General features: G+C 70.2%; 15 protein-coding genes and 2 pseudogenes. 13 read left to right on the top strand and 4 right to left on the bottom strand.

Annotated features, from left to right (window positions below; genetic code table 11):
- Positions 1 to 41 precede the first annotated feature (41 nt).
- Entirely contained in the window at positions 42 to 1,262 is a 1,221-nt protein-coding gene (locus tag ACIBK8_RS20495) for a threonine aldolase family protein (protein ID WP_399043233.1), read from the bottom strand.
- A gap of 258 nt (positions 1,263 to 1,520) precedes the next feature.
- Between ACIBK8_RS20495 and ACIBK8_RS20490 the strand changes: the two genes are divergently transcribed.
- The 10 genes from ACIBK8_RS20490 to ACIBK8_RS20445 all read left to right on the top strand — a co-directional run bounded on the left by ACIBK8_RS20490 (position 1,521) and on the right by ACIBK8_RS20445 (position 10,228).
- Positions 1,521 to 2,606 (top strand): Rossmann-like and DUF2520 domain-containing protein, encoded by a 1,086-nt coding sequence (locus tag ACIBK8_RS20490; RefSeq protein ID WP_399043232.1) that lies wholly within the window; start codon positions 1,521 to 1,523, stop codon positions 2,604 to 2,606.
- A complete protein-coding gene (panC, locus tag ACIBK8_RS20485; RefSeq protein WP_399043231.1) occupies positions 2,603 to 3,718 on the top strand; it encodes a pantoate--beta-alanine ligase in 1,116 nt (371 codons plus the stop codon). The genes ACIBK8_RS20490 and panC overlap by 4 nt, the downstream gene beginning before the upstream one ends.
- Positions 3,715 to 5,553, top strand: a complete 1,839-nt coding sequence (locus ACIBK8_RS20480) for an L-aspartate oxidase (protein WP_399043230.1) — start codon at positions 3,715 to 3,717, stop codon at positions 5,551 to 5,553. Before panC ends, ACIBK8_RS20480 begins: the two co-directional genes overlap by 4 nt.
- On the top strand, positions 5,550 to 6,647 hold the full coding sequence (nadC, locus tag ACIBK8_RS20475) for a carboxylating nicotinate-nucleotide diphosphorylase (RefSeq protein WP_399043229.1): 1,098 nt from the start codon (positions 5,550 to 5,552) through the stop codon (positions 6,645 to 6,647). Before ACIBK8_RS20480 ends, nadC begins: the two co-directional genes overlap by 4 nt.
- Before the next feature lie 5 nt (positions 6,648 to 6,652).
- Positions 6,653 to 7,450, top strand: a complete 798-nt coding sequence (locus tag ACIBK8_RS20470) for a type III pantothenate kinase (RefSeq protein WP_393686538.1) — start codon at positions 6,653 to 6,655, stop codon at positions 7,448 to 7,450.
- Positions 7,451 to 7,654: 204 nt separating this feature from the next.
- Positions 7,655 to 8,272 (top strand): hypothetical protein, encoded by a 618-nt coding sequence (locus tag ACIBK8_RS20465; protein WP_399043228.1) that lies wholly within the window; start codon positions 7,655 to 7,657, stop codon positions 8,270 to 8,272.
- A 45-nt stretch (positions 8,273 to 8,317) separates the two neighbouring features.
- A complete protein-coding gene (locus ACIBK8_RS20460) occupies positions 8,318 to 8,494 on the top strand; it encodes a hypothetical protein (RefSeq protein WP_399043227.1) in 177 nt (58 codons plus the stop codon).
- A 177-nt stretch (positions 8,495 to 8,671) separates the two neighbouring features.
- Positions 8,672 to 9,208, top strand: a complete 537-nt coding sequence (locus ACIBK8_RS20455) for a BlaI/MecI/CopY family transcriptional regulator (protein WP_399043389.1) — start codon at positions 8,672 to 8,674, stop codon at positions 9,206 to 9,208.
- A 9-nt stretch (positions 9,209 to 9,217) separates the two neighbouring features.
- A complete protein-coding gene (locus ACIBK8_RS20450; protein ID WP_393686535.1) occupies positions 9,218 to 9,736 on the top strand; it encodes an amino-acid N-acetyltransferase in 519 nt (172 codons plus the stop codon).
- A gap of 156 nt (positions 9,737 to 9,892) precedes the next feature.
- Positions 9,893 to 10,228: an Lsr2 family protein gene (locus ACIBK8_RS20445; RefSeq protein ID WP_393686534.1), complete on the top strand. Its 336-nt coding sequence runs from the start codon at positions 9,893 to 9,895 to the stop codon at positions 10,226 to 10,228.
- Here the strand turns inward: ACIBK8_RS20445 and ACIBK8_RS20440 are convergent.
- Positions 10,159 to 10,602 (bottom strand): annotated as a pseudogene (locus ACIBK8_RS20440) (SCO3374 family protein); the annotation flags it as partial. The gene ACIBK8_RS20445 and the pseudogene ACIBK8_RS20440 sit on opposite strands and share 70 nt — an antisense overlap.
- A gap of 102 nt (positions 10,603 to 10,704) precedes the next feature.
- Positions 10,705 to 10,908 (bottom strand): annotated as a pseudogene (locus tag ACIBK8_RS20435) (hypothetical protein); the annotation flags it as partial.
- Positions 10,909 to 11,422: 514 nt separating this feature from the next.
- Here ACIBK8_RS20435 and ACIBK8_RS20430 point away from each other — a divergent pair.
- Complete coding sequence (locus tag ACIBK8_RS20430) at positions 11,423 to 13,951, top strand: ATP-dependent Clp protease ATP-binding subunit (protein WP_393686533.1); 2,529 nt, start codon at positions 11,423 to 11,425, stop codon at positions 13,949 to 13,951.
- 838 nt (positions 13,952 to 14,789) lie between these two features.
- Positions 14,790 to 15,482 carry a M23 family metallopeptidase gene (locus ACIBK8_RS20425; RefSeq protein WP_399043226.1) on the top strand — a complete coding sequence of 231 codons (693 nt, stop codon included), beginning with the start codon at positions 14,790 to 14,792 and terminating at the stop codon, positions 15,480 to 15,482.
- Here the strand turns inward: ACIBK8_RS20425 and ACIBK8_RS20420 are convergent.
- Entirely contained in the window at positions 15,464 to 16,078 is a 615-nt protein-coding gene (locus ACIBK8_RS20420; RefSeq protein ID WP_399043225.1) for a TetR/AcrR family transcriptional regulator, read from the bottom strand. The genes ACIBK8_RS20425 and ACIBK8_RS20420 overlap by 19 nt on opposite strands.
- A 135-nt stretch (positions 16,079 to 16,213) precedes the next feature.
- Here ACIBK8_RS20420 and ACIBK8_RS20415 point away from each other — a divergent pair, with 135 nt between their 5' ends.
- Positions 16,214 to 17,818 carry an MDR family MFS transporter gene (locus ACIBK8_RS20415; protein ID WP_399043224.1) on the top strand — a complete coding sequence of 535 codons (1,605 nt, stop codon included), beginning with the start codon at positions 16,214 to 16,216 and terminating at the stop codon, positions 17,816 to 17,818.
- Positions 17,819 to 17,839: the final 21 nt, after the last annotated feature.

The following is a 17,839-nucleotide window of genomic DNA, read 5'->3' as shown; positions in this document are numbered from 1 at the left end:
CCTCTCTCTGCTGCTTGTCGCTGCCGTCCGCTCCTGGCGGTTCATGTCCGGTGTCCTTTCTGCATGCGGTCGAGGAAGTCCGTCAGCGCCGCCCGTATGTCGTCGGCCGTCCAGTGCAGTGCGGACGAGCCCACCGTCACCTCCGTCATCGCCAGTCCGGGCGGGCTTTCGTCGGACCAGGTCCGGAACAGGTTGGTGTCCGTCTCCTGCGCCTGCCGCATGCCCGCGTCGTTCAGCACCTCTGCCGGGTACGGCAGCCACAGGTGGAACTGGTGGGTGAGCGGTTCGTCCGGCTGTACCCGGAACCACGGCACCCCGGCCGCGGCCAGGCCCTCCCGTAGTGCCCGCGCGACGACCTTCGCGTGCGCGACGTACTCCGGCAGCCGCGGGAGTTCGCGATCCAGCCCGGCGAGCGCGGTGAGCGCCGTCGGCCACTGCTGGAAGATCTGACCGCCGTAGCGGTGCCGCCAGGCCCGGGTCTCCTCGATGAAGTCCTCGGTCCCGGCCAGCGCGGCGCCTCCTATGCCGCCGAGCGACTTGTAGAAGGAGACGTACACGCTGTCCGCGAGGGCGGCGATCTCCGGGAGGGAGCGCCCGAAGTGCGGGGTGCATTCCCAGATGCGGGCGCCGTCGAAGTGCACCACCGCGTCCCGCTCCCGGGCCGCGACGATCGTGGACGTCAGCTCCTCCCAGTCGGGCAGGACGAAGCCCGCGTCCCGCAGTGGCAGCTCCAGCGCCAGGGTGCCGAACGGCTCCTGGAGGTCGTATATCTCCTTGGCCGTGGGCAGCCGCGGAGCGTGTGTCGGGTGCACCATCCGCAGGCCGCTGACCGTCGCATAGGCATCGCGCTCATGGACTTCCATGTGGGACAGCGGATGGCCGGCGACGGTCGTGCTGCCCGTGCGCCCCGCCCAGCAGCGCAGTGCCACTTGCTGCGCCATCGTCCCCGTGGGGAAGAACGCGGCGGCTTCGGTGCCCAGCGCGTCGGCGGTGCGGCGCTCCAGTTCGCCGACGATGCCGTCGCCGTTGCCGTATATGTCGGGCCACCGGTCGAGGTCGTAGGCGCCCGGGGCGTCGGCGGTCAGGTGGTGCAGGCGCTCGCGGAGCGTGGCGACCGGGGGGCCGCTGAGTGTCCGCTTCGCGCCGTGCCAGGCCGTCAGCCGCCGTGCCCGTTCGCTCTCCGCCGGGCTGCCGTCCGGCGTTTCGGCGCTGTCGTCCCGCGCCGTCGTGTCCTGGTCCGTGTCCCGCTCGCTCCGGCTCATGATCCCCCACCTGACCTTCCGCTCCGCGTCGTTGCCCAGATCATGACGCAGCCGCGCACGACGCCGCGAGCCCTGTGGATAACTCTCGGAAACAGCTCGGAAGCGGCTGCGACGAGCCCGCCGCGGCCCCGGCCCGAGCGGCCGACGAGACGCGCGTCTCACCCTTCGCGAGACCCTCAAGTGCGCAGGAAGCACTCGCGTAGCATGGCGATGAATCGTCCGGTACCCCCCGCGGACTGGAACGGAAGGCACCGCCGCGTGAATGCAATCCCGCCCATCGAGGCCCACGACCGCCCGGCCCGACTGACCGTCGGAGTTGTCGGCGCGGGGCGCGTCGGCCCCGCCCTCGCCGCTTCGCTACAGCTCGCAGGACACCGCCCGGTCGCCGTCTCCGGAGTCTCCGACGCCTCCGTGCGGCGTGCGGCTGCGCTGCTGCCCGACGTGCCGTTGGTGCCGCCCGCCGAGGTCCTGGCCCGCGCCGACCTCGTACTTCTGACGGTTCCCGACGACGCCCTGGCCGATCTGGTGACGGGCCTCGCGTCGACCGGCGCGGTGCGGCCGGGGCAGCTGCTGGTGCACACGTCCGGCCGCTACGGAACCGCCGTGCTGGATCCGGCCACCCGGGCCGGTGCCCTGCCGCTGGCCCTGCACCCGGTGATGACGTTCACGGGCACGCCGGTGGACGTCCAGCGGCTGGCCGGCTGTTCCTTCGGCGTCACCTCGCCCGATGAGTTGCGGATGGCGGCCGAGGCGCTGGTCATCGAGATGGGCGGGGAACCCGAGTGGATCGCGGAATCGGCTCGTCCGCTCTACCACGCGGCGCTCGCCATCGGCGCGAATCACCTGGTCACGCTCGTCGCCCAGTCGTTGGAGCTGCTGCGCACCGCCGGGGTCGATGCCCCGGACCGGATGCTCGGCCCGCTGCTCGGCGCCGCCCTCGACAATGCGCTGCGCTCCGGTGACGCCGCCCTGACCGGGCCGGTCGCGCGCGGCGACGCGGGCACCGTCGCCGCCCACGTCACCGAACTGCGCCGGCACGCCCCGCAGAGCGTCGCCGGCTACCTGGCGATGGCCCGTACGACGGCGGACCGGGCGCTGGCCCACGGCCTCCTCAAGCCGGAGCTGGCCGAGGACCTCCTCGGTGTGCTCGCCGACGTCGCCACGGGGGAGGCGTCCGGGAGCCCGGCTTCCCAGGGGCGGCCGTCCGCGGACGAGGACCCCGAGGGCGGGCCGTCCGAAAACCGGCCGTCCGACGACGGCCCCGACCGCCCCGACGAAGGCCCCGGTCCCGACGACCCCGACGAAGGCCCCGGCCAGGGCCCCCACGGAGGCGACACCCGATGACCGCCCCGAGCCGGCAGCCGTGCCCCCAACTGGTGCACACCGCCGCCGAGTTGCGCGGTCTGGCGCGCTCCGGTGGCGGGCGTGCCGTCGTGATGACCATGGGGGCGCTGCACGAGGGCCACGCCACCCTGATGCGGGCCGCACGGGAGCGGGTCGGCCCCCAGGGGCAGGTCGTCGTCACCGTCTTCGTCAACCCGCTCCAGTTCGGCGCGGGCGAGGATCTGGACCGCTATCCGCGCACCCTCGACGCCGATGTGGTGCTGGCCGGTGAGGCCGGTGCCGATGTCGTCTTCGCCCCTTCCGCCGACGAGGTCTACCCGGGCGGCGAGCCCCAGGTGCGGATCGTCGCGGGGCCCATGGGTGCGGTCCTGGAGGGCGCCAGCCGCCCGGGGCACTTCGACGGAGTGCTGACGGTGGTCGCCAAGTTGCTGCACCTCACCGGCCCTGACGTCGCGTTCTTCGGCGAGAAGGACGCCCAGCAGCTCGCGGTCATCACGAGGATGGCCGCCGATCTCAACTTCCCCGTGGAGATCGCCGGCGTTCCGACGGTCCGGGAGGCGGACGGTCTCGCCCTCTCCAGCCGTAACCGCTACCTCTCCACGCCGGAGCGCAGGACCGCGCTCGCGCTGTCCGCCGCGCTCTTCGCGGCCCGTGACCGTACCGCCGCCCAGGAGGCGCTGCGGGAACGCGCCGGCTCCGCCGGGCAGCGCGCGCAACGGCGTTCCGAAGCGCTGGCGGCTCTGGGCGAGGACCGGGCCGCCGCGGACGCGCACGCCGTCGCGCAGGCAGCGGCCGAGGCGGCGCGCGGCCCGTCCGTGGCGCGCGCCGCCGCCCGCGCGGTCCTGGCGGACGCCGCCGTCCTCGATCCGCCGCTCGCGGTCGACTACGTGGCGCTGGTCGACCCGTCCGACTTCACCGAGGTCACCGACGGCTACGAGGGTGAGGCAGTGCTCGCCCTCGCCGCCACCGTGGGCACCACACGCCTCATCGACAACATCCGTCTCACCTTCGGTGGCCAACAGCCCTGCCCTGCCGCCCCGGAGGGCACTCCCCGCCCCACAGCTCCTCCTTCTCCCTCCATTCCTCAAGGCCCCCTCGGAGCGCCCCGATGACCGCCACCGGAACAGGAAACGAGCCCGGCCCGACCGGCATACGCCTTCAGGCCCCCGCCCCGGGGTGGGCCATCGAGGCGGACGTGGTGGTCGTGGGGTCCGGTGTCGCCGGGCTGACCGCCGCCCTCCGGTGCGCCGCGGCCGGACACCGGACGGTGGTCGTCACCAAGGCCCGCCTGGACGACGGTTCCACCCGCTGGGCCCAGGGCGGGATCGCCGCGGCGCTCGGCGAGGGTGACACCCCGGAGCAGCATCTGGCCGACACCCTGGTGGCGGGCGCCGGTCTCTGCGACGAAGCGGCCGTCCGCACCCTGGTGACCGAGGGCCCCGCCGCGGTGCACCGGCTGATCGCCGCGGGCGCACGCTTCGACACCGCCCCGGACAGCGACGACATCGCGCTCACCCGGGAGGGCGGCCACCACCGCCGCCGCATCGCGCACGCGGGCGGCGACGCCACCGGAGCGGAGATCTCCCGCGCGCTCGTCGCGGCGGTGCGCGCCGCCGGACTGCGTACCGTCGAGAACGCCCTCGTCCTCGATCTGCTGACCGACGCCAGGGGCCGTGCGTCCGGCGTCACCCTGCACGTGATGGGGGAGGGGCAGCACGACGGCGTCGGCGCCGTGCACGCCCCGGCCGTCGTCCTCGCCACCGGCGGCATGGGCCAGGTCTTCTCGGCGACCACGAACCCGGCGGTCTCCACCGGTGACGGTGTCGCGCTCGCGCTGCGCGCCGGAGCCGAGGTGTCCGACCTGGAGTTCGTCCAGTTCCACCCGACGGTCCTCTACCTGGGCGCCGACGCCGAGGGCCAGCAGCCGCTGATCTCCGAGGCGGTACGGGGCGAGGGCGCCCACCTTGTCGACGCCGACGGCACCCGCTTCATGGTCGGCAGGCACGAACTCGCCGAACTGGCGCCGCGCGACATCGTCGCCAAGGAGATCATGCGCAGGGCGGCCGAACAGGGCGCCGAGCACATGTACTTGGACGCCAGGCACTTCGGCGCGGACATGTGGGAGAGCCGCTTCCCGACCATCCTCGCGGCCTGCCGCAGCCATGACATCGACCCCGTCACGGAGCCCGTCCCGGTCGCCCCGGCCGCCCACTACGCCTCCGGCGGCGTCCGCACCGACCTCCACGGCCGGACGACGGTGCCGGGCCTCTACGCCTGCGGTGAGGTCGCCTGCACCGGCGTCCACGGGGCCAACCGGCTCGCCTCCAACTCCCTTCTGGAGGGCCTGGTCTTCGCCGAACGCATCGCGGCCGACATCACCGGGAGCGGTGATGCCACCGGAGGCGCCGACGCCATCGGGAGCGACGGGACGGGACGCGTGGACGCGAAGCCCGCCCCGGGCGCCCCGCTGCCGCTGCTCGCCCCCGAGGCGCGTATCGAGGTGCAGCGGATCATGACCGCGGGCGCCGGAGTGCTGCGCAGCGCCGACAGTCTCGCGCGGGCCGCCGCGCAGCTCGACCGCCTCCACCGCGAGGCCACGGCCCGCCCGGCCGCGCCGGAAGCCGCCACTGCGCCGGCGCCGGCGCCCAAGGCACCCGAGCCCGGTGTCGAGGCGTGGGAGACGACCAACCTGCTGTGTGTCGCCCGGGTGTTGGTCGCCGCCGCGCAGCGCCGTGAGGAGACGCGCGGATGCCACTGGCGTGAGGACCACCCGGACCGGGACGACACATCCTGGAGCCGCCACTTCCGCATCACCCTGGATGCGGACCGTGCCCTGGCCGTCCGCACCACCGGGACGGCAGGTTTCCCGCCCACGGTCCCCGAGAAGGACACCAACCGTCCCGCAGCACCCGTTACTTCCCTCCCCGATTCGGAGCGCACCCCGTGAGCAGCACCCCCGACGACCTCCCCCTCCTCCAGATCGGCGGGCGCGACGCCGCAGCCGCTGACGCCCCCGGCGGTGGCTGCGGCGATGCCTGCGGCTGCGGCGGGCCCGACGACGGCGGGTACGAACTCGACCCGCTCAGCTGCGGACTCGACCCGGACCTGGCCGCCCTCCTGGTGACGGCGGGCCTCGACCCCGTCCAGGTGGAGGACATCGCGCACCTCGCCATCGAGGAGGACCTCGACCAGGGTGTGGACATCACCAGCGTCGCGACGGTCCCCGAAGACGCGGTGGCCACCGGTGACTTCACCGCCCGCCAGGCCGGGACGGTCGCCGGGCTGCGGATCGCCGAGGCGGTGCTCTCCATCGTCTGCACCGAGGAGTTCGCCGTCGAACGGCACGTCGAGGACGGCGACCGCGTCGCGGCGGGCACCAAGCTGCTCAGCGTCACCACCCGCACCCGCGACCTGCTCACCGCCGAGCGCAGCGCGCTCAACATCCTGGGCAGGCTGTCCGGCATCGCCACCGCGACCCGCGCCTGGGCGGACGCCCTGGAAGGCACCAAGGCCAAGGTCAGGGACACCCGCAAGACCACGCCGGGACTGCGCGCCCTGGAGAAGTTCGCGGTGCGCTGCGGCGGCGGCGTCAACCACCGGATGTCGCTGTCGGACGCCGCGCTGATCAAGGACAACCACGTCGTCGCGGCCGGCGGCGTGGCCGAGGCGTTCACCGCCGTACGGTCCGAGTTCCCCGGGGTGGCGATCGAGGTCGAGGTCGACCGGATCGACCAGATCCCCCCGATCCTCGCCGAGGGCGCCGACCTCATCCTGCTGGACAACTTCACCCCGGCGCAGACCGTGGAAGCCGTCGCCCTGGTGGCGGGCCGCGCGATCCTGGAGTCCTCAGGACGCCTCACCCTGGACAACGCCCGGGTGTACGGGGAGACCGGCGTCGACTACCTGGCGGTGGGCGCGCTCACACACTCGTCCCCGGTGCTCGACATCGGCCTCGACCTGCGCGAGGGCGACGCCGATGACGCGGACGGCGGGCCGGTCGCGGGCCACGACGTGACCGGCGACCAGCGCGAGGACCACTGACCGCCATGCTGCTGACCATTGATGTGGGCAACACCCACACCGTCCTCGGGCTCTTCGACGGCGAGGAGATCGTCGAGCACTGGCGGATCTCCACCGACGCCCGCCGCACCGCCGACGAACTCGCCGTCCTGCTGCACGGTCTGATGGGCATGCACCCGCTGCTCGGCGACGAACTGGGTGACGGCATCGAGGGCATCGCCATCTGCTCCACCGTCCCCTCCGTCCTGCACGAGCTGCGCGAGGTCACCCGCCGCTACTACGGGGACGTCCCTGCCGTCCTGGTGGAGCCCGGCGTCAAGACGGGCGTGCCGATCCTCATGGACAACCCGAAGGAGGTCGGCGCGGACCGGATCATCAACGCGCTGGCGGCCGTCGAGCTGTTCGGCGGGCCCGCCGTCGTCGTCGATTTCGGCACCGCCACCACCTTCGACGCGGTGAGCGCCCGCGGCGAGTACGTTGGCGGCGTCATCGCGCCCGGCATCGAGATCTCCGTGGAGGCACTCGGCGTCAAGGGCGCCCAGCTCCGCAAGATCGAACTGGCCAGGCCGCGCAGCGTCATCGGCAAGAACACCGTAGAGGCGATGCAGTCCGGCATCCTCTACGGCTTCGCAGGCCAGGTCGACGGCGTCGTCCAGCGCATGGCGCGGGAACTGTCCGACGACCCCGACGAGGTGACCGTGATCGCCACCGGCGGGCTGGCGCCGATGGTGCTGGGCGAGTCGTCGGTGATCGACGAGCACGAGCCCTGGCTCACCCTGATCGGCCTGCGCCTGGTCTACGAGCGCAACGTCGCCCGGCCCTGAGCGCCCGGCGCGCGGACGGATGGCCCCGACGGCCGCCGGGAGAGCCCGCAAAGGGCCCACGGAGCCCCCGCGGGCCCGCGGCCCCGGGAATCCGGCCCCGGCCGCCCGCCGGGGCCGCGTGGCGCCCGCCACGGCCTCGCCCGTGGCCGCGCCGCCGCTCGCAATTGAATGGCTTTTGTCCTAATTGGTCGTAAAGTCCGCCGCATGCCTATGCCATACGGATCCCGCGGCGGCATGGCGTTCAGCGCCGACGAGTTGCGTGTGCTCCGTCGCGCCCTCGCCCATGCCATCCGGTCGACGTCCCCCACCGCCCCGCTCGGCCCCTTCGGCCCGGACGGGGAGACGGGCCTCCAGGAGTACCTCCGGCTGGACGAAGCGGTGGACGAAGCGGTCCGCGAAGGCGGCCGGCTGCGCGCCTTCCTGCTCGCCGACCTCGCCCGCTACCGCGAAACCCTGCCCGGCTCCGCCGCCGGCTACCTCGCACGGCTCCAGGAAGCGCTGTCCGCCGACTGCGTACCGGGCCCCGACGACCTCGCGGCCCTGCGCGCGCTGGCCGGACAGCCCGCAGGACCGGCCGAGCGCGACCGCAGGGCGGCCCTGCTGAGCCGCTGCGAGCAGCTCGCCGAACTGTCCGTACGTGCCCGGCTGCGGGTCCTGCCGGCCGCCCGCAGCGCCGACGAGCCGCCCCGGCCGGCCCCGCGCCCCACACCGCGGCCCGGCGATCGCAAGGCGCCGCGGCCCGACCGCCCGATCCCCACACCCGGTGAGGTCTTCCCGCCGCGGCGCAAGCCCGCGCCGCCCCCCGCGGCCCGCACCGCCTGAGCGCTGCGTACTCTGGAATCCTCTCGCCCCAAGGAGGCCAACGCCATGGATTACGTCGCAGCGCTGTTCCCGCCGGTAGTGATGGCCGTGGCGTTCACCGCTTTGATCGTCGTCATCATCAAGAGCCAGGGCGGCGAGAACAAGGCGAAGGAAGACGCCGCGGCCGACGTGCTCAGCCGCACCGAGTCGGCCCGTCAGGAACCCACCGTGCACGGCGCCTGAATCCAGCGCATTTCCGCGGGCGCCCGCCGCTCGCACACCACGTACGGCCCGGGACGGGTATCCCGGGCCGTACGTCGTTTTCCTGCGTAAACGCACCCGAGATGAACCGGCATTCGAGACATCTCCCACTATTCTTCAGGTGTGCCGAGACCATTGGGTGATCTGGAAGACGCGGTCATGACGCGGGTCTGGGAGTGGAACCGCCCGGTCACCGTTCGAGAAGTCCTGGAAGATCTGCAGAAGGAACGGTCGATCGCCTACACGACGGTCATGACCGTATTGGACAACCTTCATCAGAAGGGCTGGGTGCGCCGCGAAGCAGAAGGCCGCGCCTATCGATATGAAGCGGTCTCCACTCGCGCCGCTTACTCGGCCGCACTGATGAACGAAGCATGGTCGACCAGTGACAACCAGGCGGCTGCTCTCGTCGCCTTCTTCGGCATGATGTCGCCGGAACAGCGCCATGCACTCCGGGACGCCGTACGAATGGTGCAGGCCGATGAACCGGACGAACCCGGTGACCCGGAAGATCCGGCCGAACTCACGGAAGCCGCGGAACGCGCCGCCGCACCGGATGACACTCCCCGGCAGGGCACGGAACCCGCCCCGGACACCGGACGCACCACCGGTGCCCAGGAGGCGCACGATGCGGACGCAGCGGCTTCAGGGGAAGGCGATGAACCCGGAGCGGCCCCAGGCGGCAAGGGGCGATAGCGTCCCGGCATGCCTCCGCATTCAATAGGGCTCACCGTACGCCGCGCCAGGACCAGCGATGTACCGGCCGTCCGCCACCTCATCGACTCCTACTCCCGCGACGGGATCCTGCTCGACAAAGCCACCGTCACCCTTTACGAAGACATCCAGGAGTTCTGGGTCGCCGAGCGCGACGAAGACGCCGAGGTGGTGGGCTGCGGCGCACTCCACGTCATGTGGGAAGACCTCGCCGAGGTGCGCACACTGGCGGTGGATCCCCAGCTCAAGGGCGCCGGCGTCGGCCACCAAGTCCTCGCCAAGCTGCTGAGCACCGCGCGCTGGCTCGGAGTGCGCCGCATTTTCTGTCTCACCTTCGAAGTCGACTTCTTCGTCAAGCATGGGTTCGTGGAGATCGGTGAGACTCCCGTGGACGGTGATGTCTACAGCGAGCTGCTGCGTTCCTATGACGAGGGCGTTGCCGAGTTCCTGGGACTCGAACGAGTGAAGCCCAACACCCTGGGTAACAGCCGCATGCTTCTGCACCTCTGACAGCGTTCTATGTCCGAATCGCGCCCCTATCTCATGCCTACCGGGCGATGCGTTCCCCTGTCGGCGGGCAAGTGAACCCTACCCAGGGGTTTGTGTTTTTCCGGGAAAAGCGGTTTGCTTTCCGTCGTAATCCACATTCGATGAAAGGGAAACCCGGTGGCACAGAAGGTTCAGGTTCTTCTTGTCGACGACCTCGACGGCGGCGAGGCCGACGAGACCGTGACGTTCTCTCTCGATGGCAAGTCCTACGAGATCGACCTCACCACCGCCAACGCCGACAAGCTGCGCACCGCGCTTGGCGACTTCGTGAAGGCCGGCCGTCGTACCGGTGGTCGTTCTTCTTCCGGCCGCGGCAAGGCCCGTGCGGCTTCCGGCGGCAGCCAGGACACCGCGAAGGTGCGCGCGTGGGCCAAGGACAACGGCTACAACGTCAATGACCGCGGCCGTGTGCCCGCCGACATTCGCGAGGCATACGAGAAGGCCAACGGCTGATCGCCACCGGCGCGATCGGTTTGGTCATTACGAGCACGCAGCAACCGGGCCCGGTGGCATTCCGTCGCCGCCGCGCTCACGAGCCGTACGAGATCGGGGGCGTCACCACCGTCCCCGAAACCTGCCCCGAACCCCGTGGTGGGCAGGGAATTCTCGGTCTCGTATCCCGGTTCGGGAGGCCGCACCCATCCCGCGGCCTCCCGCGAGCCGAATCCGTACGACGACGGTCCGGAACTCGGGAATGACGGAGCGGGCATCCGCCCTCCGGCGCCCCGCGCCGTGAGATCGGGCGCGAGCGCCCCCCACTCCAGCCATTCCAGGATTCCGGGCAGTTCCTCGGCGCCACCGGCAGCCACGAGCATGAGGATTTTCGGCCGATCGGCAGGGAGAATCCCGTCGCTCACGGCAGGGGCGCAGCCGCGGTGACCGTCCTCCACAAGGGCCGCTCCGTGCGGCGCACAGGGAGACGGAGTGCCGCCGACGAGCGCCACAGGGCCGGTGCGCCGCAGCCGTCGCAGAACGGCGTGACCCGCCTCCGCCGGCATCTCCAGGACGTCGAAACGCAGCCCCGTGAGCAGCTCCACCGGCTCCGTACCGGTGGTCGGCCAGCCCAGCTCCTCCTCGTACCACCGGCGTACGGCGGCGCGGGGCGGACGGGGACGCGGGAGCGCGTGAGCCATGCCCGGTGCAACTCCCGAAAAACCGGGAAGTTACGCTGGGTTGACGCCTCGATACGCGACGTGCCTGGTGAGCCGGGTGTGCGGGGGTATTCGGCGGGACGGATCCGGTCAGAGTTGTTCGCCCGTAGCGGATGGACCGGGCCGTTGTCGCATGGAGTGTCAGTGGCAGCGGGTAAGACATTCACCATGGGAAAAGACGGTGTGACGGCGCAGAATGCGCGCCGCCCGGCTTCACGGCGGGCGGCGGGGCAGGCGCGTCGGAACGGGCAGCGTTCGCCACGGGCGTAGTGGTGGTGGGCGTATATGCCTGGCCTGCGGGAACATCGTCTCGCACCATCGGGTTGGAGCAGTTGTCGGCTGTTCGGGGCAGGTGACTTCCCTACGAGAGTGGGGTGAGCCGCGTACGGGTGTCGGCAGTTGGAATGAGCTGTCCCGCCCTGCGGGACTAGCATGCGGAAGGACAGGGAGGGGACCGCCCCCTCATCTGCCCGACCGCTCTGAGGAGCGATTTACGATGTTCGAGAGGTTCACCGACCGCGCGCGGCGGGTTGTCGTCCTGGCTCAGGAAGAAGCCCGGATGCTCAACCACAACTACATCGGCACCGAGCACATTCTCCTGGGCCTGATCCATGAGGGTGAGGGTGTCGCCGCTAAGGCCCTGGAGAGCCTCGGGATTTCGCTCGAGGCGGTCCGCCAGCAGGTGGAGGAGATCATCGGGCAGGGCCAGCAGGCTCCGTCCGGCCACATTCCCTTCACCCCCCGTGCCAAGAAGGTGCTGGAGCTTTCGCTCCGCGAGGCCCTTCAGCTCGGCCACAATTACATCGGTACGGAGCACATCCTGCTCGGCCTGATCCGCGAGGGCGAGGGCGTCGCAGCCCAGGTCCTCGTGAAGCTGGGCGCCGATCTGAACCGGGTGCGGCAGCAGGTCATCCAGCTGCTCTCCGGATACCAGGGCAAGGAAGCCGCCACCGCAGGCGGCCCGGCCGAGGGCACCCCCTCGACCTCGCTCGTCCTGGACCAGTTCGGCCGCAACCTCACGCAGGCCGCTCGCGAGACCAAGCTCGACCCGGTCATCGGGCGCGAGAAGGAAATCGAGCGGGTCATGCAGGTGCTGTCCCGCCGTACCAAGAACAACCCGGTCCTCATCGGCGAGCCCGGCGTCGGCAAGACGGCGGTCGTCGAGGGCCTGGCGCAGGCCATCGTCAAGGGCGAGGTGCCCGAGACCCTCAAGGACAAGCACCTCTACACCCTCGACCTCGGTGCCCTGGTCGCCGGCTCCCGCTACCGCGGTGACTTCGAGGAGCGCCTGAAGAAGGTCCTCAAGGAGATCCGCACCCGCGGCGACATCATCCTGTTCATCGACGAGCTCCACACCCTGGTGGGTGCGGGCGCCGCCGAGGGCGCGATCGACGCCGCGAGCATCCTCAAGCCCATGCTGGCCCGAGGCGAGCTGCAGACCATCGGCGCCACCACGCTCGACGAGTACCGCAAGCACCTGGAGAAGGACGCGGCCCTTGAGCGCCGCTTCCAGCCGATCCAGGTCGCGGAGCCGTCGCTGCCGCACACCATCGAGATCCTCAAGGGCCTGCGGGACCGCTACGAGGCGCACCACCGGGTGTCCATCACGGACTCCGCGCTGGTCGCCGCCGCCACCCTCGCCGACCGTTACATCTCGGACCGGTTCCTGCCGGACAAGGCGATCGACCTCATCGACGAGGCCGGCTCGCGGATGCGCATCCGCCGGATGACCGCACCGCCGGACCTGCGCGAGTTCGACGAGAAGATCGCCGACGTGCGCCGGGAGAAGGAGTCCGCGATCGACTCGCAGGACTTCGAGATGGCCGCGGGTCTGCGCGACAAGGAGAAGCAGCTCCTGGCCGCGAAGGCGAAGCGGGAGAAGGAGTGGAAGGCCGGCGACATGGACGTCGTCGCCGAGGTGGACGAGGAGCTGATCGCCGAGGTTCTGGCGACGGCCACCGGCATCCCGGTCTTCAAGCTCACCGAGGAGGAGTCCTCGCGGCTGCTGCGGATGGAAGACGAGCTGCACAAGCGCGTCATCGGCCAGAAGGACGCCATCAAGGCGCTCTCGCAGGCCATCCGCCGTACCCGGGCCGGCCTCAAGGACCCCAAGCGTCCCGGTGGTTCGTTCATCTTCGCCGGCCCTTCCGGTGTCGGTAAGACCGAGCTGTCCAAGACGCTGGCGGAGTTCCTGTTCGGCGACGAGGACGCGCTGATCTCCCTCGACATGTCGGAGTTCAGCGAGAAGCACACGGTCTCGCGGCTGTTCGGTTCGCCTCCCGGCTACGTCGGCTACGAAGAGGGCGGCCAGCTCACCGAGAAGGTGCGCCGCAAGCCGTTCTCCGTCGTGCTCTTCGACGAGGTCGAGAAGGCCCACCCGGACATCTTCAACTCGCTGCTGCAGATCCTGGAGGACGGTCGACTGACCGACTCCCAGGGCCGGGTCGTGGACTTCAAGAACACGGTCATCATCATGACGACCAACCTCGGCACCCGGGACATCTCCAAGGGCTTCAACCTCGGCTTCGCGGCCCAGGGCGACAGCAAGTCCAGCTACGAGCGGATGAAGAACAAGGTCAACGAAGAGCTCAAGCAGCACTTCCGCCCCGAGTTCCTCAACCGTGTCGACGACACCGTCGTCTTCCACCAGCTGACCGAGGAAGACATCATCCAGATCGTCGACCTCATGCTGGCCAAGGTGGACGAGCGGCTCAAGGACCGCGACATGGGCATCGAGCTGAGCGGCGAGGCCAAGTCGCTGCTCGCCAAGCGCGGGTACGACCCGGTGCTCGGCGCCCGTCCGCTGCGCCGCACGATCCAGCGCGAGATCGAGGACGCCCTCTCGGAGAAGATCCTCTTCAGCGAGCTGCGTCCGGGCCACATCGTGGTCGTCGACATCGAGGGCGAGGGGGAGAACGCCAAGTTCACCTTCCGCGGCGAGGAGAAGTCGGCACTGCCCGACGCCCCGCCGATCGAGTCCACGGCCGGCGGTTCGGGTTCGACGAACCTCAGCAAGGACGCGTAACCGCGAGGGCGCCCACCGGCGCCCGCGCACCGCGCACAGATACGGCACTGCCCCGGAACCGTTCTTCGGTCCGGGGCGGTGCCGTATCTGTGTGAGAGGGGCGCCCCGGCCGGGGGCGGCTGCGGGGGCGCCCTGTCGGTCACGGTCCCTGGTTCAGGGGCCTCCTGGTCCGTAGGCGGGCCATGGCGCTGCCCAGTGGCCTTGGGTGTGCCCTCAGGGCGTCCATCCAGGCCGTGGGGTCGGTCAGGTGACCCGATGGCCCCGTGGCGGATCCGGGGCCTCTCCGGGGGCGTGAGACGGAAACAACAGGAGCGATTTCCCGGCAATTCGGGCATTTTTCGGGCCGTGAGTAACCCAGGCCACAAAGCCCGAGTAACCCCCGTCACAAAGGCCCTTGGTCCCGAAACGGACACTCCAAAGGCCCGCGGAAAGGCTTTGGATCTTATGTGTCGGTGACTTGTCGCACAGGCCGATAAGGGCCTACTAGATGCATTAGGGGAATTGCTGGAGGGGGGTGCGGGACCTTTTGCTCTGGGGGGTGGAGGGCGTGTGGCAGGTGGGGGGTGGGGTGTCGGGTCGGCGTGGCGTGTGTGGGGATATTGCCTGTTGGGTGGTGGTATGGGGGGTGTCTGTCCGGGTTCGGGATGGGAGGTTTCGGTGGGTTGGTCGGGGGCGGGTGAGGGGAGTGCGTGGGGTCAATTCCCCGGCTTCTGATACGGCTCGGGGTAGTAGAAAGGGGTCTTGGCGGGGCGGCGATGGCGGGTTACCAAGGGATGGCGATGCCGGTCCGCAGCCGGATCGCATTCCCTTCCCGTTCCTTTTCGGAGGTACAACCCGCATGTCGAAGTTCACCGCGTTCCGCAATTCCAAGAAGTCCGCTCTCCGGTCCCGCACCTTCGTGGTCGCGGCCGGTCTCGGCGCCACCGTCGCCCTCGGCGCGGGTGTGGCCAACGCCGCGGACTCCGGCCTCACGAGCCTCACGTCGAACGTCAGCTCCACGGTCACCGCGCAGGCCAACGCCCAGGTGAAGGCGGTGCAGACCGCCAAGCAGGCCGAGGCGAAGGCGGCGGCGAACAAGAAGGCCGCCGCGAAGGCCGCCGCGGAGAAGGCCAACGCCTGGGTCAAGCCGGTCGACAAGTACACGATGGGCCAGCCCTTCGGCATCGCCGGCAGCCACTGGACGAACAACCACAGTGGTCAGGACTTCGTCGTGCCGAGCGGCACCCCGGTCAAGGCCGTCCACCACGGCACCGTCGTCAAGGCGGGCCCGAACGGCGGCGGCGACGGCCCCGCGTACGGCAACGCCATCGTGATCAAGCACGACGACGGCACGTACACCCAGTACGCGCACCTGTCACAGATCCAGGTCCAGGTCGGTCAGCAGGTCTCGACCGGCAAGCAGATCGGTCTGTCCGGCAGCACCGGTAACTCGACCGGTCCCCACCTGCACTTCGAGGTCCGCACCGGCCCCAACTACGGGTCGGGCATCGAGCCGACCGGATTCCTGCGGGCTCACGGCGACTCCGTCTGAGCTGAGTCCGGCCGGGCTGGCCGGCGGCTCGGCGGGTTGGCCGCCGTGACCAGTTCTGTGGCGACCTCGAGGATGGCCTTGCGCTTCTCCTCGGGGTCGCCCTTGACGTTCTGCATGGCGAACATGCCCGCGTGCATCGAGAAGAGCGCCGTCAGGCACCGCACCTGGTCGATCATCTCCGCGTCCGGCTCCTTGAGCAGCGCGAAGAGTGAGAGCACCCGCTGCTTGAAGGTCTCGCCGACGCTCAGATCCCGTACGGCCGCCTGATTTTCCTGCATGAAGCGGAACAGGGGTTCCGCGCTGCGCAGCGACTCGCTGTAGCGGCGGATCACCTCGGTCTTGGTCTCCAGGGTGCGCGGCTGACCCTCGGCCCAGGTCACCAGCTCGTCGATCGGCGCCGCGAGGTCCTGGAAGAGGCCGATGACGATGTCTTCCTTGGTCTTGAAGTGGTAGTAGAGCGCCGCCTTGGTGACGTCCAGCTTCTCGGCGATCTCCCGGAGCGACGTCTTCTCGTAGCCGTGTTCGGAGAACAGTTCCAGAGCGACGTCCTGGATGCGCTGGCGGGTGTTGCTCCTGCGCGCCTGCGGTGTGCTCACGGTGCTCTCCTGCGTAGTGGGGGTGGCTGGGCGGGCGCGCGGAATTAACTTACTTGACGCCCGGCTAGTTGGCGGCTTACCTTTCCTCACTGTACTGAACTAGCCGGGCGGCAAGTAAGTGGGAGTGATGTGGGGATGTCGCAGAAAGCGACCCCAGCGGGGGACGGACCGGCAGCGGCACCGGGCGGCAAACAGTCCGCCAGCGTGCGGGTGGTGCTGTTCGCGCTGATGATCGCGATGTTGCTCGCGATGCTGGACAACATGATCGTCGGCACCGCGATGCCGACCATCGTCGGCGAACTGGGCGGTCTTGAGCACCTGTCCTGGGTGGTCACCGCGTACACCCTCGCCACCGCGGCCTCCACCCCGATCTGGGGCAAGCTGGGCGACATGTACGGACGCAAGGGCGTCTTCCTGTCGTCCATCGTCCTGTTCCTGATCGGCTCCGCGCTGTCCGGAATGGCCCAGGACATGGGGCAGTTGATCGGTTTCCGCGCCGTTCAGGGCCTGGGCGCGGGCGGTCTGATGGTCGGCGTGATGGCGATCATCGGCGACCTGATTCCGCCGCGTGAGCGCGGCAAGTACCAGGGCATGATGGCCGGCGTCATGGCCGTCGCGATGATCGGCGGGCCGCTGGTCGGCGGCACCATCACCGACCACCTCGGCTGGCGCTGGAGCTTCTACATCAACCTTCCGCTGGGTGCCATCGCGCTGGTCATGGTGACCGCCGTGCTGCACCTGCCGAAGAAGCGCGCGGAGACCCGGATCGACTACGTCGGCGCTCTCCTGCTCACCGTCGGCATCACCTCGCTGGTGCTCATCACCACCTGGGGCGGGACCGAGTACGACTGGCTGTCGCCGGTGATCATCGGGCTCGGTGCGCTCGGCGTCGTCGCGATCGGGCTGTTCCTCGTCGTGGAGATGAAGGTCGCGGAGCCGGTGCTGCCGCTGCACATCTTCCGTAACGGCAACTTCTCGCTGGTCACCCTCATCGGCTTCCTCGTCGGCTTCGTGATGTTCGGGTCGATGACCTTCCTGCCGCTGTTCCAGCAGACCGTGCAGGGCGCGTCGGCCACCAACTCCGGCCTGCTGCTGCTTCCGATGCTGCTGGCGATGATGGCGGTGTCGCTGTTCGCGGGCCGGGTCACCACGTCGACCGGCAAGTACAAGGTCTTCGTGGTGGTCGGCGGCGGCCTGATCACCGTGGGTCTGGCGCTGCTGTCCCTGATGGACACCGACACCACCCGCTTCACCTCGGGCCTCTACATGGCGGTGCTCGGCGCCGGCATGGGCTTCCTGATGCAGACCACGATGCTGATCGCGCAGAACAGCGTCGAGATGAAGGACATGGGCGTCGGCTCGTCCTCCGCGACCCTCTTCCGGACGATCGGCGGCTCCTTCGGCGTCGCGATCTTCGGCGCGATCTTCACGAAGCAGGTGCAGAACACGATGAGCGAGCGGCTCGGTTCGGCCGGCGGCAAGTTGCCGTCCGGTGGCGCCGCGCAGCTCGACCCGAAGGGCCTGGCGCAGCTGCCGGCCGCGGTCCGTGACGCCTACACGCACGCGGTCGCCACCGGCACGCACCACGTCTTCCTGTGGGGCGCCGCGGTCAGCATCATCGGCTTCGTCGCGGCCTGGTACCTCAAGGAGATTCCGCTGCGCGGCGGCCCCACGACGACCGGGAACAAGGAGGGTGGGGACGCTCCGGCGGCGCGGGCTGCGGTGGCAGAGACCGTCTGACCCGTCGACCGTTCTCGGTAC

This window comes from Streptomyces sp. NPDC050161, from assembly GCF_044460025.1.
Taxonomy (GTDB): domain Bacteria; phylum Actinomycetota; class Actinomycetes; order Streptomycetales; family Streptomycetaceae; genus Streptomyces.
Note: the sequence above shows the minus strand (reverse complement) of the source record. Positions and strands in the feature narration are given on the sequence as shown.